This window comes from Oceanobacillus sp. AG (genome assembly GCF_009746545.1).
Lineage (GTDB): Bacteria > Bacillota > Bacilli > Bacillales > Amphibacillaceae > Oceanobacillus > Oceanobacillus indicireducens.
In genome coordinates, this window is record NZ_WOWT01000012.1 from 93,490 (window position 1) to 117,205 (window position 23,716).

General features: G+C 41.5%; 23 protein-coding genes. 17 read left to right on the forward strand and 6 right to left on the reverse strand.

The genetic code is table 11. The features are described 5' to 3' along the window. Nucleotides 1-23 precede the first annotated feature (23 nt). Complete coding sequence (locus tag GN217_RS08315) at nt 24-725, reverse strand: LytR/AlgR family response regulator transcription factor (RefSeq protein WP_156856219.1); 702 nt, start codon at nt 723-725, stop codon at nt 24-26. A 180-nt stretch (nt 726-905) separates the two neighbouring features. Between GN217_RS08315 and GN217_RS08320 the strand changes: the two genes are divergently transcribed. Together GN217_RS08320 and GN217_RS08325 are read left to right on the forward strand one after the other, a co-directional pair. After that, nucleotides 906-1,658, forward strand: a complete 753-nt coding sequence (locus tag GN217_RS08320; RefSeq protein ID WP_156856239.1) for an ABC transporter ATP-binding protein — start codon at nt 906-908, stop codon at nt 1,656-1,658. Further along, nucleotides 1,648-2,805 carry an ABC transporter permease gene (locus GN217_RS08325; RefSeq protein WP_156856220.1) on the forward strand — a complete coding sequence of 386 codons (1,158 nt, stop codon included), beginning with the start codon at nt 1,648-1,650 and terminating at the stop codon, nt 2,803-2,805. Before GN217_RS08320 ends, GN217_RS08325 begins: the two co-directional genes overlap by 11 nt. A gap of 101 nt (nt 2,806-2,906) precedes the next feature. Here the strand turns inward: GN217_RS08325 and GN217_RS08330 are convergent, their stop codons facing one another. Then, entirely contained in the window at nt 2,907-3,695 is a 789-nt protein-coding gene (locus GN217_RS08330) for an N-acetylmuramoyl-L-alanine amidase (RefSeq protein WP_232334373.1), read from the reverse strand. A gap of 221 nt (nt 3,696-3,916) precedes the next feature. Between GN217_RS08330 and GN217_RS08335 the strand changes: the two genes are divergently transcribed. The 9 genes from GN217_RS08335 (at nt 3,917) to GN217_RS08375 (ending at nt 14,059) form a co-directional block, all read left to right on the forward strand. Next, a complete protein-coding gene (locus tag GN217_RS08335; protein ID WP_156856221.1) occupies nt 3,917-4,921 on the forward strand; it encodes a PstS family phosphate ABC transporter substrate-binding protein in 1,005 nt (334 codons plus the stop codon). Nucleotides 4,922-5,159: 238 nt separating this feature from the next. Then, a complete protein-coding gene (gene pstC / locus GN217_RS08340) occupies nt 5,160-6,113 on the forward strand; it encodes a phosphate ABC transporter permease subunit PstC (protein ID WP_156856222.1) in 954 nt (317 codons plus the stop codon). 2 nt (nt 6,114-6,115) lie between these two features. Continuing rightward, on the forward strand, nt 6,116-7,000 hold the full coding sequence (gene pstA, locus GN217_RS08345; RefSeq protein WP_156856223.1) for a phosphate ABC transporter permease PstA: 885 nt from the start codon (nt 6,116-6,118) through the stop codon (nt 6,998-7,000). Between the two features lie 42 nt (nt 7,001-7,042). Then, entirely contained in the window at nt 7,043-7,864 is an 822-nt protein-coding gene (gene pstB, locus GN217_RS08350; protein ID WP_156856224.1) for a phosphate ABC transporter ATP-binding protein PstB, read from the forward strand. Nucleotides 7,865-8,127: 263 nt separating this feature from the next. Beyond that, nucleotides 8,128-8,499, forward strand: a complete 372-nt coding sequence (locus GN217_RS08355; RefSeq protein ID WP_198042615.1) for a CidA/LrgA family protein — start codon at nt 8,128-8,130, stop codon at nt 8,497-8,499. Continuing rightward, nucleotides 8,492-9,181, forward strand: coding sequence for an LrgB family protein (locus GN217_RS08360; protein WP_156856225.1), 690 nt, complete (start codon nt 8,492-8,494; stop codon nt 9,179-9,181). Before GN217_RS08355 ends, GN217_RS08360 begins: the two co-directional genes overlap by 8 nt. A 664-nt stretch (nt 9,182-9,845) precedes the next feature. Then, the gene (locus GN217_RS08365) at nt 9,846-12,473 is read left to right on the forward strand and encodes a cation-translocating P-type ATPase (RefSeq protein WP_156856226.1); all 2,628 of its coding nucleotides are present in this window, start codon (nt 9,846-9,848) and stop codon (nt 12,471-12,473) included. Between the two features lie 149 nt (nt 12,474-12,622). Then, nucleotides 12,623-12,946, forward strand: coding sequence for a DUF378 domain-containing protein (locus GN217_RS08370; RefSeq protein ID WP_156856227.1), 324 nt, complete (start codon nt 12,623-12,625; stop codon nt 12,944-12,946). A 132-nt stretch (nt 12,947-13,078) separates the two neighbouring features. Then, a complete protein-coding gene (locus tag GN217_RS08375; RefSeq protein WP_156856228.1) occupies nt 13,079-14,059 on the forward strand; it encodes a ring-cleaving dioxygenase in 981 nt (326 codons plus the stop codon). Nucleotides 14,060-14,438: 379 nt separating this feature from the next. Here the strand turns inward: GN217_RS08375 and GN217_RS08380 are convergent, their stop codons facing one another. Continuing rightward, nucleotides 14,439-14,996, reverse strand: a complete 558-nt coding sequence (locus tag GN217_RS08380) for a DEAD/DEAH box helicase family protein (protein ID WP_156856229.1) — start codon at nt 14,994-14,996, stop codon at nt 14,439-14,441. 245 nt (nt 14,997-15,241) lie between these two features. Between GN217_RS08380 and GN217_RS08385 the strand changes: the two genes are divergently transcribed. The 3 genes from GN217_RS08385 to GN217_RS18940 all read left to right on the forward strand — a co-directional run bounded on the left by GN217_RS08385 (nt 15,242) and on the right by GN217_RS18940 (nt 17,188). After that, entirely contained in the window at nt 15,242-16,507 is a 1,266-nt protein-coding gene (locus GN217_RS08385; protein ID WP_156856230.1) for an APC family permease, read from the forward strand. 103 nt (nt 16,508-16,610) lie between these two features. Then, nucleotides 16,611-16,925, forward strand: coding sequence for an Ada metal-binding domain-containing protein (locus tag GN217_RS18935; RefSeq protein ID WP_232334374.1), 315 nt, complete (start codon nt 16,611-16,613; stop codon nt 16,923-16,925). After that, on the forward strand, nt 16,922-17,188 hold the full coding sequence (locus GN217_RS18940; RefSeq protein WP_232334375.1) for a helix-turn-helix domain-containing protein: 267 nt from the start codon (nt 16,922-16,924) through the stop codon (nt 17,186-17,188). Before GN217_RS18935 ends, GN217_RS18940 begins: the two co-directional genes overlap by 4 nt. Before the next feature lie 290 nt (nt 17,189-17,478). Here the strand turns inward: GN217_RS18940 and GN217_RS08395 are convergent, their stop codons facing one another. Both GN217_RS08395 and GN217_RS08400 read right to left on the reverse strand, forming a co-directional pair. Next, a complete protein-coding gene (locus tag GN217_RS08395; protein ID WP_156856231.1) occupies nt 17,479-18,126 on the reverse strand; it encodes an SDR family oxidoreductase in 648 nt (215 codons plus the stop codon). Between the two features lie 401 nt (nt 18,127-18,527). Next, a complete protein-coding gene (locus tag GN217_RS08400; protein WP_156856232.1) occupies nt 18,528-19,589 on the reverse strand; it encodes an NAD(P)/FAD-dependent oxidoreductase in 1,062 nt (353 codons plus the stop codon). Between the two features lie 342 nt (nt 19,590-19,931). On the opposite strand from GN217_RS08400, the gene GN217_RS08405 reads away from it, so the two are divergent. The 3 genes from GN217_RS08405 (at nt 19,932) to GN217_RS08415 (ending at nt 22,753) form a co-directional block, all read left to right on the forward strand. Beyond that, on the forward strand, nt 19,932-20,411 hold the full coding sequence (locus GN217_RS08405; protein ID WP_370459747.1) for a PaaI family thioesterase: 480 nt from the start codon (nt 19,932-19,934) through the stop codon (nt 20,409-20,411). 36 nt (nt 20,412-20,447) lie between these two features. Beyond that, nucleotides 20,448-21,092: a LytTR family DNA-binding domain-containing protein gene (locus GN217_RS08410; RefSeq protein WP_156856233.1), complete on the forward strand. Its 645-nt coding sequence runs from the start codon at nt 20,448-20,450 to the stop codon at nt 21,090-21,092. Between the two features lie 140 nt (nt 21,093-21,232). Beyond that, the gene (locus GN217_RS08415) at nt 21,233-22,753 is read left to right on the forward strand and encodes a succinyl-CoA:acetate CoA-transferase ScpC (RefSeq protein WP_156856234.1); all 1,521 of its coding nucleotides are present in this window, start codon (nt 21,233-21,235) and stop codon (nt 22,751-22,753) included. A gap of 123 nt (nt 22,754-22,876) precedes the next feature. On the opposite strand, the gene GN217_RS08420 is transcribed toward GN217_RS08415, so the two are convergent. Beyond that, nucleotides 22,877-23,494 (reverse strand): NUDIX hydrolase, encoded by a 618-nt coding sequence (locus GN217_RS08420; RefSeq protein WP_156856235.1) that lies wholly within the window; start codon nt 23,492-23,494, stop codon nt 22,877-22,879. Nucleotides 23,495-23,716: the final 222 nt, after the last annotated feature.

Below are 23,716 nucleotides of genomic sequence, written 5' to 3' on the forward strand. Positions count from 1 at the left end.
GGGTCAGAGCAGTTGTCCCGGTGTTAAAAGTAATTTTGCTGCAAGTGGTTGACCATTTCTTTTGTAATCATTGCGGTTTCTTCTATGCCGTCAAAGTTCACGATGAAGGAGTTTTTCGCGTAGAGCTCGAAATTTTGAATGTAGTGGATGTTGATGATAAAGGAACGGTGTGAGCGAAGAAAATCCCTTTCCCTTAGCTCTCCCTCTAATTCTTTTAACGTTTGATATGTCTTAATGGTTCCACTTTTTGTAAAAATTGTGGATGACCTGCCTGTTCGTTCAATGAAAATGATATCCTTTTTCTGGATAATATGAATGTTGTTCTTCTGTTTAATGTAAAGTCTCCCTGTAATTTCCGCTTGCCGGGACTTTTCCATAATCCGTTTAATTGATGTCGTGAGCCGATTTTTCGTATAGGGCTTCATAATATAGTCATGTACATTGATTTCAAAGGCATGGACCGCATACCCACTATTTGCCGTTACGAAAATAACGTCAATATGAAGCGCGTGGGAATGGATAATATCTGCGAGCTCATAGCCGGAAAGATGGGGCATTTCAATATCGGCGACGAGCAGCATGATTTCTTCATCTTTAATCCGCTCATAGGCTTCCTCTGCAGAAGTAGTAGAGAAGACGATCTCCACATCATCAATCTGTGATACAATCCCAACTATCTTATCTAAATCAATCTGACGGTCATCAACGATTCCAACCTTCAGCATACTTGTAACCCCCGTACTTTCTATGTAAAATGACGCAATAGTTTTTCTTCATTATACCATTTCAAAGCCAGATAAGGCATTTTCACGACATCAAAGGAATGATTCGCGACATGTCCGGTGAAAGAGGCGATGGTTTTGCTTACAATGAATGTAACAAATCAAAAAAGGGATGGGAACGAAATGATTGAAATTCAAAACGTGACGAAACGATTTCAAGATAAAAAACTCTCAATAACTGCTTTAAACCATGTGTCCTTTACAGTTCATGCAGGAGAGATCGTCGGTCTATTAGGGGAGAACGGAGCAGGGAAAACGACGCTTCTCCGTTCCATCGCAACATTGCTTACACCGACAGAAGGACAAATTGTTGTAAAAGGCTATGACACAGTAAAGAAACCAGATGAAATTAAAAAGCGGATGGGTGTCTTGTTCGGCGGAGAGACTGGGCTCTATAACCGCATGACCGCTAGAGAGAATCTCGAATACTTTGCAGCGCTCTATCATTTAAGCAAGCATGAAACAAAGGTGCGGATTGATGAACTGACGAAAATGTTCGGTATGCGCGACTTTCTTGACCGGAAAGTGGACGGTTTCTCTAAAGGGATGCGTCAGAAGATGGCGATCGCTCGTGCAATCATCCATGATCCGGAAATTATTCTCTTCGATGAACCGACAACCGGACTCGATATCACCGCTTCCAACGTTTTTCGCCAGCTCGTCCAGGAGCTAAAAACACAAGGAAAAACGATTATCTTCTCCAGCCACATTATGGAAGAAGTTGATATGCTCTGTGACCATATCGCGATGATCCATAAAGGTGAACTTATCTACCATGGGGAGAAAGAGGCCTTATATGAAGAGGAAAACAGTCGGGATTTAAACTATATCTTTATGAGTAAATTAGTAAGGGGGACGGATGGCTATGCTATTTAAAATTTATAAAAAAGAAATGATTGATTCCTTCCGTGATAAGCGGACATTGCTATTAACCGTATTGTTACCGATTCTTATGATGTCCGCATTAACTTTTTTCTATGAAAGTTTGATTAGTGACGGGGAAGATGAAACATACACATTGGCTGTGGAAGAAGACATTTCCGCTGAACAGGAAACAATACTTGGAACATTGGATAAGGTGGAACTCTTACGTGCGGAAAATCCGGAACAGGCGTTTATCGATGGAGAAGTTCAAGCAGCAATTGTGTTTGCAGATAACTTTGACGCGGAAGTGCAAGCGGGAGAAGCTGGCAATGTGGAGCTGATCGGGGATACATTCAGTCAAAAATCTTCTAATCTTATTTATCTTGTAAGTGGCAAGCTTGCAGAATATGAACAGATTGTTGTCGCAGAAAGACTGCAACAAGCGAATATCGATCCATCCATCACTCAGGCGGTTGCAGTGGAGCAACGGGAGACGAACACGGAGGATAGTAATATCCAGGTGCTGGCTCTGTTGATCCCACTTATTCTATCGATTGCTATTGGAGTGGGAGCTGGTCCATCGGCAGCAGATATCTTTGCGGGTGAAAAGGAAAAGAAAACGATGGAAGCACTTCTTATGACGCCAGTAAATCGCTCTACGTTACTAATGGCAAAATATTTAACGATATCTTCTGTCGGGGTCATTATTGGAGTTATTACGCTCGCCGTCGTTGCAATTGAGGTAGCCTTCTTTACGGAACATTTAAAAGCTGCCATTTCGTTTGGTGATAACATGGTCACGATTATTGGGATGGGTGCACTTGTTACGCTAGTCTATTCATTCTTCGTTGGTGCTCTTTTAATGATTACAAGTATTGTGGGTAAGACAGTAAAAGAAGCACAAAGTTATAGCACACCGATTATGATGGTGATTATTTTCCCGGCGATGATGATTGGCGGACTCGGTGTGAATGAATTCACGATGAATCATTTTATTCTGCCATTTGTAAATATCTTTGCGATTCTTACGGAATTATTGTTTGGTGTGGTGAATTATGGGCATATATTGATGACGATTGGCAGTAATCTCGTCTGTATCATCATTATCTTCATTATCAGCAGAATCCTATTTAGTAAGGATAAATGGGTGATGAATTAAAATAAAAGACTCAATAGAGCCATATAATGCTTGAATAAAGATACTTAAACAGCCGGGCACATCATAATATGCCCGGCTGTTTTGTCGAGTGTTTAACTATTTTAAAAGATGAAGGTTTCAATCCCCATTTGCAAGATGCGTTTGCGAGCGATTTCTGCTGCAGATCGGCTCGGATAGGTGCCGGCGATGACACGGTATAGCTTTTTTCCAGTTATCGACGCTTCTTTTACCGTGGCCGGGATTTGTTTTGAGGTGAGTAGTGCTTGTCTTGCAGTTGCATTTGCTTTTTGTGCATAGGAACCGGCAATTAATTGGTATCCCTCTTTACTAGAGCTAGAGCTTTTTAAGTTAAAGATTTTAACTAACCCTTCTACATGCGCGGCTGCGACTTTTTCTCTCCAGGCAGCTTGCTTCATCCACTTCGCATCTTCCGGGTGATCGATAAAGCCGTTCTCTGTTAAAATCGCCGGCATGTTTGATTCGCGCAGGACATGAAAGTTGGCCTGTTTCTTCCCACGGTTTGGTATGCCAATTGCTCCCAGGACTTTTTCGTGGAGAATCGTTTGATAGTTTCTTGTAACAGAACCTGCCGGCAATTTGTTATAAATAAAATCTTCATATCCCCGGGCTCGTCCATTAAAAGCATTACAATGAAGCGACAAGAAAAGATTTGCCCCCCAGCTGTTCGCTTCATTTGTCCTCGCAGGAAGACTCTTCGTGGCATCAGTCGTTCGGCTCAATTTCATTAAAACTTGCGGATAATCACGAAGCATACGGCGAATCCGAAGCGCCAAATCAAGAGCCACTTCTTTTTCCTGCAAACCATTTCCGATCGCACCGGAATCTTCTCCACCATGTCCGGCATCAAGATAAATTTTCATCTCTTTCATCTCCCTTTCTTTTCATTATCCATCCATTTCTATAATCGAAAGGAAATGATAGAAAGGGGCATAGATTTAGAAGAAAGCTGCATATACTATAGAAGCTCCGTAAATTTACACAAGCTTTACATTCGACTAATACTTCCTTTACATTGGGACACTATACTAGTACTTGAGAGCGAAAAGCGCTCAAGATAAAATCCATCTATTATTGGGGAGGACAAAGTCGTATGAAACTCAAGAAATTCCTTATGTTCCTCGTAATCGGAGCATTCGTTACAGTGCTTGCAGCATGCGGAGGAACAGATAACGGTAATGACACAGGTTCAGAGGAATTGTCAGAAGAAACAAGTGGCAATTCAATAGAAACACAAGAAGGCGAATCCGAAGAGCTGGAAGGTATTGTTGAAATTGACGGCTCTGGAACTGTATTTCCATTAATGTCTAGACTTGCTGAAGAATATATGGTTAATGAACAACAAGGTGTATCGGTCGAAGTTAGTCGAGCGGGCACAAGTGCTGGTTTCAAACGTTTCCTGGAAGAGGGCGGAACGGACTTTAATGATGCCTCCCGTGAGATTAAAGAAGAAGAACTAGCAAAAGCAGAGGAACTTGGAATAGAAGTGAAAGAATTGAAAGTAGCACTAGATGGTTTGACAATTGTAACCCACCCAGAGAACGATTGGGCAACAGAACTGACTCCAGATCAAATCATTGGTATTTTCTTAGGTGAATATACAAACTGGTCTGACGTAAATGCAGACTGGCCGAATGAGCCAATCCGCACGTACGGACCGAATGAAAACCATGGAACGTACGAATTCTTCTATGAAAATATTTTAGAAGAACAAGACTTAAGAGAAGATGTTAACCTGCAACAAGAATATTCAACACTCGTAACACTAATTTCTGAAGATGTAAACTCCATCGGATTCTTCGGATTCGGTTACTATGTAAACAACCAAGACCAAGTACAAGCAGTTAAAGTTGATTTTGGTGAAGGTCCGGTTGAACCGACATTGGATACGATTGCGGAGGATGGCGATTATGCGGACTTCACGCGACCAGTATTTACGTATCTAAATGTAAACAACTCCAAGGAGAAGCCACAAGTCCTTGATTATGCAATCTATTGTATGGAGAATGCGGCAGACTTTGCTGGTGAAACTGGATTCGCACCAATACCTGAAGAGGAAGCAAGTGCATTGGTTGAAGAATTAGAAGCTCTTCAGTAAAATACGCAACATCATGTAAACATTAAAGATGAGGGCAAAAAATTGCTCTCATCTTGTTGTGAATTTTTCACGCATGAATGGGTTGTAGTACCCCACCTCTAAATGTGGATAAATAAAAATTTGAGAAAAGGGGTAGCCCCAGGAATCCCTGATACGGCTCAACTAACAATCCGAGGGGTGATAAAGAAACCCTACGGAATGAAGTTTCACTTTTTATTCTGGGAAGGAGTATACGGAAATGGCAGGGAACAGCGATACAAACAAAAACGCTGTGAATGTAAGAGAAATGATTGCAGAAAAGAAAAAAAGGAAAAGTCTCTCTAATTATACGGAAAAATTCATTCCAACTTTTCTTCTTCTTATCGCATCTATCTCTCTTCTGACAACAGTAGGAATTATTATAACTTTATTTACGGAAGCAATTGAATTCTTTAAGCGTGTTCCGGTTTGGGAATTCTTTACTGGAACGGTGTTGAAACCGATGAGTCAAAATCCTGAATTTGGTGTGCTGCCATTAATTAACGGTACACTGATTTCAACCTTTATCGCAATGCTCGTCGCAGGCCCGATTGGGATTATGTCGGCGATCTATTTAAGTGAATATGCATCAGACAGGGTAAGGCGGGTATTGAAGCCGCTGCTTGAAATTCTCGCGGGGATTCCGACAATCGTATATGGATTTTTTGCATTCACATTCGTTACACCACTTATCCGTAGCATTTTTCCAGAAGTAGGAGCGACAAATATTTTGAGTCCTGGTCTTGTAATGGGGGTCATGATAATCCCGATGATTGCTTCTTTGTCTGAAGATGCTATGAGTTCCGTGCCGAATAGTATGCGGGAAGGTGCATTCGCCTTAGGTGCCACGAAATTGGAGACGACGTTTAAAGTTGTCATCCCGGCAGCACTGTCTGGAATTATTTCATCCTTTGTACTTGGTATTTCACGGGCAATCGGGGAAACGATGATTGTTACGATTGCGAGTGGTAGCTCAAAGAACTTCACTTTTGACGTCACCCAATCGATGCAGACGATGACTGCTTATATCGTAGAAGTTTCTTCAGGTGACGCTCCGGCAGGCTCGACTATTTATTACAGTCTTTATGCTGTCGCAGCTACATTATTTATTTTTACGTTATTAATGAATATCCTAGCAAGATATCTCTCTCGTAAATTTAGGGAGGAGTATTGATTATGAGATATGTTGATGAAGCAGTTGTAGAGAAGCGGATGAAATCACGGGTACGCAATAATTCAATCTTAAAATTCATCTTTTTACTCTCCACCTTATTTGGCTTAATTGTCTTAGCGGTATTACTTGTTCGCGTATTCTCTCAAGGTATTGCTTGGTTGGATTGGGATTTTATAACGGGTAGATTATCGACAGACCCTGATCGTGCAGGAATTATGGGGGCAATTCTTGGAACCTCCTGGCTCATGCTTGTCGTCATCCCGGTCACTTTATTTATAGGAGTGGGAACTGCTATTTATCTCGAACTTTATGCAAAGCCTGGCCGTTTTCAAAACTTTATCGCTACAAATATATCAAACTTAGCCGGTGTGCCATCAATCGTTTATGGTTTACTAGGACTAACAATTTTTGTCCGTGCCCTTGATTTCGGTAACGTCGTGTTGGCAGGTGGTTTAACATTATCACTCTTAGTATTGCCGATTGTTATTGTTGCAGCTCAAGAATCGATTCGTGCAGTTCCTAATTTTTTAAGTGAAGCAAGCTATGGTATGGGGGCTACGAAATGGCAGACGGTGAAGAAGATTATCCTGCCAGCAGCACTACCAGGAATTTTGACGGGCTCGATTCTTGCATTATCGCGGGCAATCGGGGAGACAGCGCCCCTTACAGTTATTGGGATTCCTGCATTGCTCATCCCGTTTCCAGGTGGCTTATTCGATACATTTACGGCACTCCCGATGCAGATTTATTACTGGACACTCGATGCATCCTTAGTTGCTGAGTATACTTATCTTGCAGCTGCTACGATTATCGTGTTGCTCGTCCTATTATTCTTACTCAATTCCGTAGCCATTCTCATCCGAAATAAATTCCAACAACGCTATTAAGCGATTAATTGATTCAAGTCACGTTTTTAAGGAGAGAACATAATGAGTCAGAAAATCACGGTAAAATTAAATGATCAGGTCGTCAAAAAGACTGGCCGACAAGAAAAGAAGCGTGCCGTATTTGAAACAAACCAGTTGAATTTATGGTATTCAGACACCCATGCATTAAAGGATATTAATCTATCAATTAAAGAAAAGGAAGTCACCGCCGTCATCGGTCCATCCGGTTGCGGAAAGTCAACATATATTAAAACATTGAATCGCATGGTTGAACTTGTTCCAGGTGTTCGCACAACAGGTGAAATCAAGTATAAAAACAGAAATATTTTAGATCGAAATTTCCGTGTCGAAGATTTAAGGACCCAAGTCGGCATGGTTTTCCAGAAACCGAACCCCTTCCCAAAGTCGATATATGAAAACATTGCTTACGGGCCGAAAATCCATGGAATTAAAAATAAAAAAATACTTGATGAAATTGTGGAAAAGAGCCTTCGTGGTGCCTACATTTGGGATGAGGTGAAAGACCGCTTGAATGAGAATGCATATGGTCTTTCGGGCGGACAGCAGCAACGACTTTGTATTGCACGTTGTCTAGCGGTTGAACCTGACGTCATTTTAATGGACGAGCCCACTTCAGCACTTGATCCGAAGTCAACGCTCCGGATTGAGGAGCTTGTTCAAGAGCTGCGTGAAGATTATTCCATCGTTATCGTTACACATAATATGCAACAAGCTGCACGCATTTCAGATAAAACGGCGTTCTTCTTGAATGGGGAAGTTATCGAGTTTGATGAAACGGATAAAATTTTCACCAATCCAAAAGACAGCCGCACCGAAGACTATATTTCCGGTCGCTTTGGCTAGAATGAATAAAACGAGGCTGGCATTCGTGCTAGTCTCGTTTTACCACGTATTAACGGTCTGTAATACCCCCACCTCTAAACATGAGGGAAGCCCAAGATGTGAATGTTGGGGATGTACAGTCCGTAAATCCCTGATTCTGTTCAACTAACATTCAGTGGGGAGGTAAGGAAACCCCACTGACTGAAGTTTCACTTTATTAATAAACCTTCAACTTTCTGCTATACTTGGGATAGACTGTTTGTTGAAGGAAGGAGCTTTTGCAGTTGGTTGGCGTATTTCGCATTATTACTCATATTTTCTTCTTATATGCTTTACTCCTGATTGGGAACTTTCTTCAGGAAGTTTTTCACATACTCATACCAGGCAGTGTCATTGGTATGCTTCTTTTATTTCTTCTATTAAAAATGGGAATCATTAAAATAAAGTGGATGGAAGAAGGGACTTCCCTTTTGTTAAGACATCTCACCTTATTCTTTATTCCGGTGACCATCGGATTTATGGAATACCTTGAATTGTTTAGAGGAAAAGGGATATTCCTTCTCCTTATTACAGTAATCAGCACAGCGCTTGTCATGGGAGTAGGCGGAGCGGTTAGTGAACAGCTGGCCCACGGAAAGGAAACACAACATGAATGAAATTGCAATTGGTATAATCGCAATTACTGTGACCATCATTATCTATTCACTTATTCTTCCTATCCATAAAAAGGTTCAATCACCGCTCACTCTCCCGATTGTCGCTGTTTCTGCGATTATGATTCTCGCTTTACTTCTCTTTGATATCCCTTATGAAACATATATGATTGGCGGTCAGTGGATTGAATTTCTGATGGGGCCGGCGGTAGTAGCGCTTGCGTTACCACTTTATAGGCATTATGACATGCTGAAGAAATACATGAAACCAATTTTCGCAGGAGTCACGATTGGTGCTTTCGTGGGGGTAACGACAGGTCTGTTCATGGCAAAAGCGCTTGGCTTCGAGAGGGAACTGATCCTTGCACTTCTGCCAAAATCGGTCACGACTCCAGTAGCGATTTCTATTGGTGAGACATTGGAAGGACCGCTATCCTTGACAGCAGTTTTCGTTGTCATAGCTGGAGTTTCCGGGGCAATTATTAGTCCAGTTATATTTAAACTCTTTAAATTGGAGCGACCGATTGGAAGAGGAATTGGTATGGGGAGCGCTTCGCATGCAATCGGTACAGCTACGAGCATGGATAGAGACGCCTTAGAAGGTTCCATAAGTTCCATTGCAATGATACTCAGCGCGATCATCGTTTCCATCCTTGCACCGTTATGCGCCTTGTTATTTTTGTAATCCAACAAATAGCTTGAGACAAGCAAGATGTATCTTTGCAAAATATAGGAAACCCACGATTCCTTTCATTCAGCGTAAGGGTTTTGCGCGCTCCCCAGACTGGCTCTCTAATCGCCGTTCAGTTGCCTGGTGGACGGATGCGCATTCTAAGGCAAAGCCGAAGCCTCGACGCACAGGATGTTAATGTCAGACGTTGCCACATACGAGAGCGTTCTTAGTCTGTCTCGGAAGAAAGGCACTTCCTGCGGGGTCTCATCGTCTCCGCTTTCCCGCAGGAGTCACCGTCCACCGGCAACTGAACTGGTAGAAAGGATTATTATTAATGGAAAATATGTCACTGATAAGCGTCCTCTTACTAAAATGAAAAATAATGCTCCAAATTTGACCTTTCCTCGGAGCAGTCCAGACACCTCGAGACTCCAGCGGGAGGATAGGCCTGGCGAGACCCCACAGCGCGATAGCGCGAGGAGGCTTGCCGGCCGCCCGCGGAAAGCGAGAGGTGTCTGGACTGCGGACCTCCAGGAGTAAGTTGCATACACTCACGCTGAATGAAAGCAATTCGTTTTTTAATTTTTTAGGTTTTATAAAAAAGAATAGAATGTTTGAATTGTGGTATTCATTATAGTGAACCTTTTATTCAATCCAGGAGAAAGGAACAAGCGCGATGGCATATTACCAACAGGACACAACAGAAGTACTGGAAGAACTTGAAGCAACCACGGAAGGACTAAAACAAAGCGAAGCAGAGAAACGAGTAAAGGAATTTGGCTATAACGAACTAGCAGATAAAGAACAAGTCGCAACTTGGAAATTATTCCTCGAAACCTTCAAGGATCCGATGGTCATTGTTCTGCTTGCTGCGGCAGGCATTCAGATTTTGCTCGGTGAAATCGCGGAATCGCTCATTATTTTTCTCGTACTCATTATAAACTCCGTGATCAGTGTCATTCAGACAAAAAAAGCAGAAAGCTCGCTCGAGGCATTACGGGATATGTCAGCCCCGGAAGCGAAGGTCATTCGGGATAGCACCAATACGATAATACCAGCCCGGGAACTCGTGCCAGGAGACATCGTATTGCTCGAAGCAGGAGACTATATTCCTGCTGACGGGAGAATCATCTCAAGCGAATCGCTTAGGGTAAATGAAGGCATGCTTACCGGGGAGTCTGAAGCCGTTTTGAAGAATACGAAAACGATATCTGGAGAAGCTCCACTCGGGGATCGATTTAACTCTGTTTATAGCAGTTCTCTCGTCGTAAATGGCCGCGGGAGGTTTGTTGTAACAGGTACAGCTGAACAGGCGGAGATTGGAAAAATTGCTGACCTGATTCAAACGGCGGAAGCAAAGCAAACCCCGCTGCAACAAAAACTTGAAGTGTTTTCGAAAAAGCTTGGTCTCGGCATTTTAATCCTCTGTATTTTAATTTTTGCCATACAGGCGCTGCGAATATGGTTCGGGAATTCAGAAGTAGCAACCGGAACAGCATTATTGAACGCATTAATGTTCTCCGTCGCGATTGCGGTGGCAGCGATACCTGAAGCTTTGTCATCGATCGTTACAATTGTCTTATCCGTTGGTACGAATAAAATGGCAAAACAGCATGCCATCATCCGAAAACTTCCTGCCGTTGAAACGTTGGGCAGTGCCAGTGTCATCTGTACAGATAAAACTGGAACATTAACCCAGAATAAAATGACGGTCACTGATTATTTTGTGTTAGGGAAGGAAGAGGAAACGGCTAAGAAGGCAAAGCAGATGTTGCGCAATGTTGCTGCCCTCTGTAATGACGCAAGGATAGATCCGGACGGAAAGGAAATCGGTGATCCGACGGAAACAGCGCTGATCCAGTTCGTCAATGAACAGGGGAAAAGATATGAGGAAATCCGGGAAACTTACGCTCGCCTCGGAGAATTGCCTTTTGACTCAGACCGGAAGCTCATGTCAACAATTCATTCAATTGGTGGAGAGCGGTTGCTCCTTACAAAGGGTGGACCGGATATTATGCTGAAGCGGGCGAGCCATGTTTTACAGGCTGGCGAAGAAGTTCTGGCAACTGAAGAATTGCTCTCGAAATTTACCGAAATGAATGAGGAATTTTCCAATCAGGCCCTTCGTGTGCTTGCCTATGGTTATAAAAAGTTTCCAGAAGACACGGTGACCGTTACCGCAGAAGATGAATTTGATTTTGTCCTCATAGGTCTCACAGCGATGATTGATCCGCCTCGGGAAGAGGTATATGACTCGATTCGCGAAGCGACAAATGCAGGAATCCGAACGGTCATGATTACTGGTGATCATAAAACAACTGCCCAGGCAATTGCGAAAGATATCGGTATTGCGCGGGAAGGAGATATAGCGCTTACCGGTCAAGAATTGGACGGGTGGAGTGATGCGGAACTGGATGAAAAGTTAACATCGATATCTGTTTATGCTCGTGTTTCACCAGAGAATAAAATTCGGATTGTCCAAGCCTGGCAACGAAAAGGTAAGATTTCAGCGATGACTGGAGACGGTGTGAACGATGCACCGGCATTGAAACAGGCTGATATTGGTGTCGCAATGGGAAGTGGAACAGATGTAGCGAAAGACTCTGCTGCGATGATTTTAACCGATGATAATTTTGTTTCGATTGTCCGAGCGGTTGGTGTTGGGCGCACGGTATACGACAATATTAAAAAAGCGATCAGTTATTTATTTGCTGGGAACTTAGGAGCGATTATCGCTATTTTGTACGCGGTTATTTTTAATTTACCGAATCCGTTTACTGCCTTGCAGCTTTTATTTGTCAACCTGGTAAATGATTCACTTCCGGCAATTGCACTCGGGATGGAAAAGCCGGAACCGAATATTATGGACCGGAAACCGAGGAAAATAGATGAAGGCATTTTTGAAGGTGGGACATTACGGGCTGTCATGACAAGAGGTGTTATGATTGCGACCGTTGTCATTATTGCCTTTTATCTTGGAATCCGTCACTCTGCGGAAATGGGGGTGGCAATGGCCTTTTCAACGCTCATCCTTTCCCGGACATTACAAACGTTTGCAACCCGTTCGAATACACAGACAGCAATCGGCGCAGGCTTTTTCCAAAATAAATATGTACTCGGCGCCGTTGTGATAGGTTTTCTCTTATACGGTATGACGACATTGCCATTTGCAAGAGAAATCTTCAATATCCCACCAGAATTTGGTTTCCGGGAGTTCGCGATCAGTATCGGACTTTCCATTATAGCTCTAATAGCAATGGAGAGTGCGAAAGTTATTCAAACATGGCTAGAAAAGACTTTGTAAGCAGCAGTGAGGAAAATTCCTTACTGCTTTTTTGTGCTTTAAAAATTATAAAATAATGGGATCCTAAACGGGTACATTCATCTTTATTATGAATAATTTACAGTTTATTTGTAAAGCTATGATTGTAACTATTTTAGGAGGTGTTGACAATGCATACGTTACGAAAAATTGCATTGGCACTTGTAATCATTGGAGCGATTAACTGGGGACTTATTGCTTTATTCCAATTTGACCTCGTTGCAAGCATCTTTGGCGGACAGGCCGCGGGTCTTTCTCGACTTGTGTATGGACTTGTCGGTTTAAGCGGATTAATTTGTCTAAGCTTTTTCTTTGATCCAGAAACCGATACAGATATGGATCGCGGCGTCCAGACAACGAAGCAGGCGACATTCGGAACGGAATTTGCCGATGACTTTGACCCAGAGTATCGTAGAGAACGAGAAAACCCACCACGAGACAGAGATGATCTGTAAGTGTAAAATAACCCACTTCAAATAGAAGGGGTTATTTTATTGTTGACAAGAATGTTTACAGCTGTTATTATCTACATATAATGAATTAAAAATACTTTAATTAATATAAACTGAATTTGTGGAGGGTAATGAATGAATCATTTAAAAGGAATTCACCACGTAACCGCGATTACAAGTAGTGCCGAGAAGAACTATGAGTTTTTTACGTATGTGTTAGGAATGCGCCTTGTGAAGAAAACAGTGAACCAGGACGATATTCAAACGTATCATTTATTTTTCGCCGATGATGAAGGAAATGCTGGAACAGATATGACATTCTTTGATTTTCCAGGTATACCTAAAGGGGTGCATGGGACCGATGAGATTTATAAAACATCTTTCCGCGTGCCAAGTGATGCAGCCCTGGATTACTGGGTAAAACGCTTTGACCGTCTTGAAGTGAAACATACTGGAATTAAAGAACAATTTGGTAAGAAGACGATCTCATTTGTTGATTTTGATGATCAGAACTACCAGCTTATTTCAGATGAAAATAATGAAGGAATTGCTTCCGGTATTCCATGGCAGAATGGCCCTATCCCGTTAGAGTATGCGATTACTGGCCTTGGACCAATTTTTATCCGCGTGAGCCAGTTCGATTATTTTAAAGAAATGCTGGAAAAGGTCTTGCTTTTTAAAGAGATTGCAGAAGAGGATGGCGCACACTTATTTGAGGTCGGCGAGGGTGGAAATGGTGCCCAAGTGATAGTGGAGAAAAACGTAGTAATGCCGCCGCACCGTCAAGGTTTCGGTACTGTTCACCATGCAGCTTTCCGAGTCGAGGACCGCTCTGTTCTTGATGAGTGGATAGACCGGATGGATAGCTTTGGTTTCCCAACGTCCGGGTTTGTTGATCGCTTCTTCTTTGGTTCCTTGTATGCACGGGTAGCTCCACAGATTCTCTTTGAATTTGCAACGGATGGTCCGGGATTCATGGGGGATGAGCCTTACGAAACACTGGGCGAGAAGCTATCCTTGCCACCGTTCTTAGAGCCGAAACGCGAACAGATCGAAAAGATGGTCCGTCCGATTGATACGGTGAGAAGTACAAAGAAAATTGAAAAGGAATATTAGGAATGAGACCGTGATAGACTGGATAATAAACAAGATTTATTCAATCTTTACCTATTCTTTTCCATTAAGTTGGGGTATTCTAATATTAGAAATTGAATAAATTAAAAATGACAGAAGATGTGCTACTACCTACTGTCTATCCAATAGCTAGGTTCCCTACAAGGGCGACTGGCAGCAAATAATCCACTCGAGCGACCAACTCAAGGGTGGATTATTTTTTGGTTAAAAGCTAAAAGTACATCACAACCCCGCATATTACTGTAATTAGAAGAATCCATTTTGAAAAAAGATTAATCAAAATGGATTCTTCACTTTTAGATATAGCAAGACTTTTTATAATAAAGAGATTGATTATTTTAAGGCTCTCTTATTCATAAGGTTATAAATTAAATCTTTCTGATATAATCTTAGCTACTTCCATAGGACTCAAATTAGTGTTATCAATTCTTATGTAATTTTCCTTTTTAATTTCACCTTTTTTGGAATTCAATCTGTATTTTTTCATTGTCTCCTTTATTTCCTTTTCTGACCAATCAACATTTCTTTTTGTAGGCTTATGTTCCAGACGATGTGGACTTTTATTTCGTTCCACTCTTTCGTCAAGATTGGCTTCTAATTCTACAAAATAAATACTTGCCTCCTTGGATTCAAAAATTTCACATATATTATCTACATAATCCCAATCATCTTGTTGGTCAAATGCCCATACATAGGTGAATATTAAGCCTTTTTGTTTACTCTCAGCTACTGCCTTAAATATTTCCGTCCTAAATAGAGTTGATAATCTCCACATTTCTGGACTAAAACCGAAAAATGGTTCAAGTAATTCGATGGTCATATGGTTATGAAATAATTTCAATTCGGTTATCTTTTCTAATTCCTGCCCTACTGTCATTTTTCCAACAGCTTGAGGTCCAAATATAAGTACGAATTTCATTGATTTCCTCCTCTTCTTTTGAAACAAACCTGCCCCATTATTACAATATATTCGACGAAAAGAGCGTTAACCCTTCTTTGATTAACGCGCCCTATAGTTGAATAGCTATCCCAATGACTCTCAAGAAACTATATGCCAATGAAAATTATTACTACGAAATTAACAATAGGGAATTAGAACGCAAGAAAAGAGAAGAAATTAAATCCCTTGAAGTGTTAATGTTTTAATTGAAAGAGGGGATATTTATGGGAAAGCGTTCTATTGGTTTATATGAAGGTATAGCATTGTATATTGCTGCAATACTTGGATCGGGTGTTCTATTTATATCATCGGTTACAGCTTCTATTGCAGGCCCTGCATCCATATTGTCTTGGATAATTGTAATTCTTGCTAATCTTCCACTCGCCTACACATTTGCTTGTCTAGCACGTGAATACCCAGATGCTGGGGGTGCTGCAACTTTTGTAAGGAAATCATTTGGATTTCATTCCGGAAATATTGTAGGTTGGTTTTACTTTGTCACTGCTGCAGTTGGACAAACGATTGTATCTTTAACTGGGGCATTTTACATTAGTCAAGCATTTGGATTTTCTGATCTAGCAAGAACTTTAATTGCATTGATCATTTTAGTAATTGCAGGTACAGCAAATTATAACGGAATTAAGGTTAGTGGTAAAGTTGCGTTAATCATAAGTGGTTGTTTACTATTAACGCTTACAATTACCATCATAATTTCAATACCGAGCATCAGATTGGAAAATTTTACTCCCTTTGCCTCTAATGGATGGTACTCAATTGGAACAGCAATAACAGCAATATTTTGGGCATTTTTTGGATGGGAAGCTATTTGTAATCTTGCTAATCACTTTAAAGATCCAGATAAAAATATTGTTAATAGTACCATTATTAGTGTAATAATTATAGGGATATTATTTTTAGCGCTAAGTTTTGTAACAATCGGAACCGGGACATACGGAAGTATTGAGAGTAATCTTTCACCAATTGGCGTTATAATGGAGGAAACACTAGGAGTAGGTGCACAAATTGTGACCGCTATTTCGGCATTTTTCATATGTATAGGAACTTCAAATGCGTTTGTAGCAAGCCTAGCGCAACTCGGATACTCTTTGAGTAGAGATGGTGCGTTTCCAAAAAAATTATCACATATGCATCCAACTAAACAAGTCCCAAGACGTATGGTTGTTTTTGTAATTGGTTTTGCAGGTATCGGAGTTATTATTACAGAATACTTGACAATGACATTTAACGATATTTTATTTATTCCGACTTCGTTAGGAGTGTTAGTGTATATTTTTTCTATGGCTGCTGGTGTTAAACTTTTTAAAAATAAAACCTTACCCTGGTGGTCTTCTTTATTTTCACTAATCTTTTGTATCCTTGTATTACCGTTTTTTCAATTATACATCTTTGTCCCTATAATCATTACCGCTTTATATGTTATCTATATGACATTTCAAAAAAGGTTTCTATCCTTGAAGAAAGCAAGTTAGTCAATGAAAATTAAAGTTAACATAATGGTTTATTGGTGATATGTAAAGCTTACCTGGCGGTATTAGCTAATAGAAACTTTATCAATTGGAGAGAATTTAATCCATGAAATCAAATAATCTATTTTCATTCGAAGTAAAGTGGAAAGCAATAGTTACATGCGACAAAAGATATGATGGTAAGTTTTTTTATGCCGTAAAGACAACTGGTATTTTTTGTCGACCATCTTGTAAATCCAAAACCCCTAACTATGAAAATATATGTATTTTTAAAAATGCTATGGAAGCTCTACAACAAGGATTTCGACCATGTAAAAGATGTCGACCTGAGCTTTTTATTGACATTTATGACCCTCAACAAGAAGTAGTGGAGAAAACAAAATTTTATTTAGAAAAGAACTATGAAAAAAAGTCACCTTGAACAACCTTGCTGTCAAAATTGGCGTAAGCCCCTATCATTTAAGTCGAATATTCAAAGAAAATTTAGGTAGCACGCCACACAAATACCTTGAAAATATAAGAATTCATAAAGCCAAGAGTTTATTATTGAATACAGATCATAACATCATGGAAATATGCTTTCAGATAGGGTACAAGAATCTTTCTAGTTTCTACAAACACTTTAAAAAAATATGTGGCTGCTCACCTCACCAATTTAGAATTAACAATAAGAAGGTAAATTAAGAGACCATGTAGAAATTTATGTACAATAAGCAGTTTCTTATTGAACAATCCTGTCCTTAAATCACATATAAAGTCATTCGAATAAAAAAACTCGAATGAGCATCATGCACGCTGATTCGAGTTTTATTACATTTTATCACGGATTAACGGTCTGTAATCCCCCCCACCTCCAAACATGAGGGAAGCCCAACATGTGAAGGTGGGGGGGATACAGTCCGTAAATCCCTGATTCTGTTCAACTAACATTCAGAAGGGGAGGTAAGGAATTCCCCACTGAATGAAGTTTCACTTTATAAGTTTTTAATCGCGTCTTCAATCGACTGTTCACCCGAAATGATATCAAAGGACGTGTTTTCGGTGTTTTTATTTTTTAAGCTCGCGATTACCGTTTTCGCAACATCTTCTCGCGCAATTGCACCATATTCCTTCAAGTCACCTGCTTGAATTTTCCCAGTGCCTGCTTCGTTCTCTAGTCTTCCTGGGCGAATAATCGTATGCTTCAATTTACTATCCAAGAGGAAGCGGTCAGCATAATGCTTCGCTGCCATATAATGTTTGATTGGACTTTCCGCCCAAACTTCACGATTCTGTGCCTGGAATGCGCTGATCATAATGAAACGTTCAACACCAGCATTTTCAGCAGCTTCAACTGCTTTCACTGCGCCATCGAGGTCAACGAGAATGGTTTTATCAGCTCCTGTATGACCGCCTGATCCTGCTGTGAAGATAACAGTGTCTGCCCCGTCTATTGCTTTCTCTAAATCAGCAACCGAACCTTCTAAGTTTGCCAGTACTGCATCTGTGCCGTTTGCTGTCAACTCATCTAGCTGTTTTTCTTTACGTACCATTGCCGTTAAGGAAATATCAGCTTCGTCTTTCGCGAGCTGGATGATATGTTTTCCTATTTGACCATTTGCTCCAATCAACAACACGTTCATGAATTCTTCCCCTTTCTAATGAGAAACTATAAAATAAAAATGCCGTGATAACTTAGTTAACCAGGTCTAGCCACGTCCGCTCTGCGCCCAGCAACTATCAAACTTCACACTCCTCCAATCGATAAGTCAACATCAACTCACTATCGTTCGCTGTGTTTCCTTTATCTCATTCCGGAGTGCTCCAGTTTGTACGTTGCTAAACGGGCGCTTCCACCTTTGTTCTTTTATTACTTTGTTTTATTTTTGCAAAATGATGAAAAGAATTCAAGCTATTGATTTGGAGTGTTAGAAAAACCACAGGAATGCGGCGATCAAACTGACAGTAAGCTTGAAGATGAAACGTATGATCTCACTCCTCTAAAGTATGGCTTCCCCTTAATATAGCGTGAGATTTATTAACATTAGTGACGTTTGTTCAACCATAATACGCCAGACTTTGCTAAGCGGGGAAGGAGCCCGGTCATTGGCATTGTCATCATATTACCGAAACCATCCGATTTCCCGAGGGATCCAAGTGTGCCTCTTAACTTGATTGGGCGTGGTTTTCTCGGAGTTTTGCCGCGTAATAGTGCGAGTAAGATTTCAGCAAGCTGTTCTCCTTGGGCCCCTGCAAGCTGGGCGCTTGGCGAAAGTTCGGATGCGGCACAGTCACCAAGGACGAAAATATTTTGTTGCTCTGGTACTTGATAATATTCATTAACGATGATCTTTTCATGCATGTCTTTTTCGAATGGCAGTTCACGGACAAGATAGACAGGTCTTACACCAGCGGTCCAAATAGTGACATCATTCAAGTAACAGACACCATTATTGCACACACCGTCTTTTTCTACATATTCAACATTGGAGTGATGAATGACATCGACATCATTGGTAATGAACCATCTTTCTACATGATTTTGGATTTTCTCATCAAATGCTTTCAAAACAGTCGGTCCCCGGTCGAGCAGGCGAATGTTCAAGTCCGGCCGGCTTTCGCGGATTTCAGAAGCTACTTCAATTCCGCTCAAACCAGCTCCTACAACAGTAACCTTCCCGTAAGCATTCAAGTTACCGACCGCGACGCCTGTATGTCTTGCCTTAGAAAAGGTCTGAACACTTTCTGTATATTCGATGGCCCCTTTAACGCCGTGATAATTGTCTTCGCAACCGAGTCCAATTACCAAGTAATCAAAGTGAAGTGTATCTTCTGGGTCTTCGAATATGATTTTGTTATTTTCTGTATCAATTTTTGTAACTTCTTTAAACATATACTGGACCCGCTTGTCCTCCGGGAATTCCACACGTACTTCTGAATCAGCGACCGTTCCGGCTGCAATCGTATAGAATTCAGTTTTTAAGGAACGAAATGGGTTCCGGTCAATCAATGTAATCTCTATATCGTCTGGAAGATAATTTTCTAGCAATCCGGAGAGCACTTTAATCCCGCCGTAACCCCCGCCTAGTATTACTAGCCTCTTCATGAAATAACCCCCTTAAGTTTGTTCGCATCACGATTTATCTCCCAATCTATCACAGTGTAACTCGCTGTAAGCCCTCCCAACTTCAAACGCTAGTTAACTCGTTAATACGAAAGGGGAGGCCTAGCAACCAGTAACGGACCGATTGGCTTAGATCATTCAGCAGGGGAGAAAAGCTCGCACCACTGAATGAAGTTCCACTTTATAGATTACCAAAGTTAAGTAAATTCCGCTACTAACGGCCTCGGTCCTTAAAACAAATGAAAGGGCAACCAAATAGATATATGATATACTAAAGGTAGTTTTTCAATGTGTGGAAGAGTAATTATACAAGGGGGAAAAGTGATGGTGAAGGAAGGAATTGCTATCCAAGATGAATATGCGGATGAGTTTGCTTGGTGTTATGGGTGTGGCAGATTAAATGAAGCGGGGCATCATTTCCGGACGTTTTGGCAAGGGGAGAAGACGAGGACAGAATATCAGCCGAAAGACGAACATAAGGCAATACCAGGTTTTGTCTATGGTGGTGTGCTTGCATCGCTTGTTGATTGTCATGGAACAGGGTCGGCAGCATTGGCCTTGCACCGGAAAAATGGTCACGAACCGGGGGACGGGGCAGAACCTCCAAGATTTGTGACAGCATCGCTCCATCTGGATTTTATGAAACCGACTCCACAAGGTGTACCTTTGACAGCGATTGGGACGGTAGAAGAAGTTCATCCGAAGAAGTGGAAAGTACATGCTGAGGTCTTTGCCGGTGAGGAATGTGTTGTTAAAGGGGAAGTTGTCGCAGTCGTCATGCCGAAAACTTTCCAGAATGCATAGTAAGTATAAAGCTTTAAACGAATGATGAGGTGGAACATGAAGATGTTGAATTTAGATTCCTTATTGGATGTCATGGGCGAACTTTTTTCTGATGAAGTATCCATCGCAGTCTCGGATACGAAGGAATATATTTATTATCGCAGGAGTAAACGAATCGATTTAAAAATTACGCCAGGAGATCCAATTAAGGAAGGAACGATCGCATATCAAGCTATTGCAACGAAGCAAAAATCCTCCGAGTTCATCGACCGTTCTGTATTCGGTGTGCCTTATCATGGAATGGCTGTACCTTATTTTGAAGGAAAAGAAGTGGCTGGTTGTGTCACGGCTATTTATCCAGCATTCACCGATGGGAAATCGGTCGTGACGGTGCGGACGGAAGATGGCTGGAAACCGATTCCTTTTCAGGAAGTGCAGTTTTTAGAAGCGAAAGACAGGAAAACCCACGTCATCGCTGAACATGATTATGGGACACATAAGAACACCCTTCAGGAATTTGAATATTTATTACCTCGGGATATATTTGTACGTTGCCATCGTTCTTTTATCGTGAATGTACACCATATTAAAGAAATTTACCCTGATACGCATTCGACTTTATTATTATCGATGATCGGCGGGGAGAAGATTCCGGTAAGTCAATCCTATTCTAGTTATTTTCGAAAATTGTTAGGATTTTAATGCAAAAAATTCATTGTTTGTTCACAATTAGGCTTGTTTTAATCAAATAAATATGAAGTCTATCCTGGAAATCCAATTTCCCCCTAATTCTCTTGTAATATTATTTGTAAGAGATCTTTTTAGAGAAGGGGGAAATTTTCATGCGGGAAAGATTAAAGCGCATACATCTTACGGAGCTTCATGATCGTGTTACTTCTGCGCAAGTTGCGGCATCATGGGTAGAAGATGGAATGACACTAGGCTTGAGTGGTTTTACGCGGGCAGGCGATGCGAAAGCAGTACCGAGAGCATTAGTGGAGCGAGCGAAAGATGGCGAGGACATAAAAGTAAACGTATACACGGGCGCCTCCCTCGGCTCTGATATTGATAAGATGATAGCAGAAGCGGGCATTGTGAACAAACGAGTTCCTTTCCAGGCTGATCCAGCGATGCGTAAAGCAATTAACTCAGGGGATCATTTGTTTGCCGACCAGCACTTGTCCCATACTGCTGAGCTCTTGCGTTCGGGTGTAATTGAAATCGATTACGCAATCATCGAAGGCGTATCGATAACGGAAGATGGATTACTGATTCCAAGTACATCCGTTGGGAACAACCTAGCTTTTGTTGAAGCGGCGGACCATTTGATAATTGAAATCAATACAGCTCAACCGGAAAATCTGGAGGGAGTACACGACTTGTACAGCCCGGCAGTGCAAGGGGAAAGACAGCCGATTCCATTAACGAAAGTGGCCGATCGTCTCGGAGATATCGGAATTCCATTAGATATAGATAAAATTAAAGGAATTGTCTTTACGGAGCAGCTGGACTCTCCATCGACTATTTTACCGCCGGATGAAGAAACGCAGCAAATGGCTGATCACTTGCTTGATTTCCTAAGGGATGAAATCGAGGAAGGACGCTTAACGAAAAAACTTATGCCACTGCAGTCGGGAATTGGAACGGTAGCGAACGCGGTATTGCATGGGATGCTGGAGTCGGAATTTGAAAATCTTGAAGTCTATTCCGAAGTATTGCAGGACGCTGTATTTGACTTAATCGATGCGGGGAAAGTCGATTTTGCCTCTGCCTGCTCCATTACTTTATCGGAAGAAAAGATGGAAACTGTCTTCGGTGACTTTGAGAAATATCGGGATAAGCTAGTCATCCGCTCACAGGAAATTTCCAACCAGCCAGAGCTTATCCGTCGACTAGGTCTCCTGTCCATTAATACTGCACTTGAACTAGATATTTATGGAAACGTGAACTCGACACATGTAACCGGAACGAAGATGATGAACGGTATCGGTGGATCAGGAGATTTCGCTCGTAATGCAAGACTTGCAATTTTTGTTACGAAATCAATTGCAAAAAATGGTGACATCTCTAGTGTTGTGCCATTCGTATCACACGTTGATCATACGGAACATGATGTAGATGTTATTGTAACGGAGCAAGGGTATGTTGACTTGCGGGGGCTCGCACCAAGAGAACGGGTTCCCCTCATTATTGAAAACTGTGCCCATCCGATGTATCGGGAACAGCTTTGGGCATATTACCAGGAAGCACTCGGACGCGGAGGGCAGACACCGCATGTCCTTGAGAAAGCACTCTCCTGGCATACAAATTTTATGAAAAACGGAACAATGAGAGAACGTGTTGTAGAAAAAGTAGAGGGTTAGGTTTCAAACAAAAAAGGGGTAAATTATATAAAGAAAGGCATATATGCTTCGGGCGGGAAGCGTATATGCCTTTTACGTTGTTGCATTTAAGAATTAGGACAAATGCACTGACTCTAGTCTCGTTTATTTTCTAATGAGCTGAAGGAAGTGGGTGAGTATTCTTGCGGTTAGTCCCCAGATTACTTTGCCGTTGTATTGATAGAAGATTTCATTGATATGGTTGGCGCTCCATTTATAGTCTTTGCCACCGACAATACGGTCGAATGGGAAATTATCTTCTGGCGTCACGTGGACACGGACTTTATAAATTTCCGGTTCTGTTTCTAGGAAGAAATCGAGCGGGACGGTGAATACTTCTGCTACTTCAGCTTCGTTTGGAACGATTGTTTCCGGTTGAAGCAAGGTTCCTACAAAGGGATAAATGATGCGGCCGCTGTCATTAACGATATAATCAAGAGGGGTCAACCCTTCAATATTCTTAGCGCTAATCCCCAATTCTTCCGTTGTTTCCCGGATTGCTGCATGCTTCGGGCTTGGATCTTGCGGGTCGATCCTCCCACCAGGGAAACAGACATCTCCAGGCTGACTCCGCATATGCATCGCCCTTACTTCAAATAGGATATGGGTTTCATTCTGAATGGTTGTGAGGGGGAGAAGTACGGCAGATTGTCTATAATGTTGTTCGCCCATAACCCGGGGTGTTCTATTTTCTAATTTAGCAAGTATTTTAGATGCATCCATTACGTCACCTCCGTGCATGTTTCTCTTGATTACTATTATACATGAAAATATGGAAATATTCTTTTGGCTGCTTGTGCAAAAGTGTATATAAGCTCGTATGTGTAAAATAGTTCTCGGTGGGATTTCTGCAAAATCCTAGTCAAAAAAGAAGAGGCACTCTATCATAAATGTATGCATACCAAAGCAAATACATCATAGAAAGAGGCCTCTTCATGGATACTA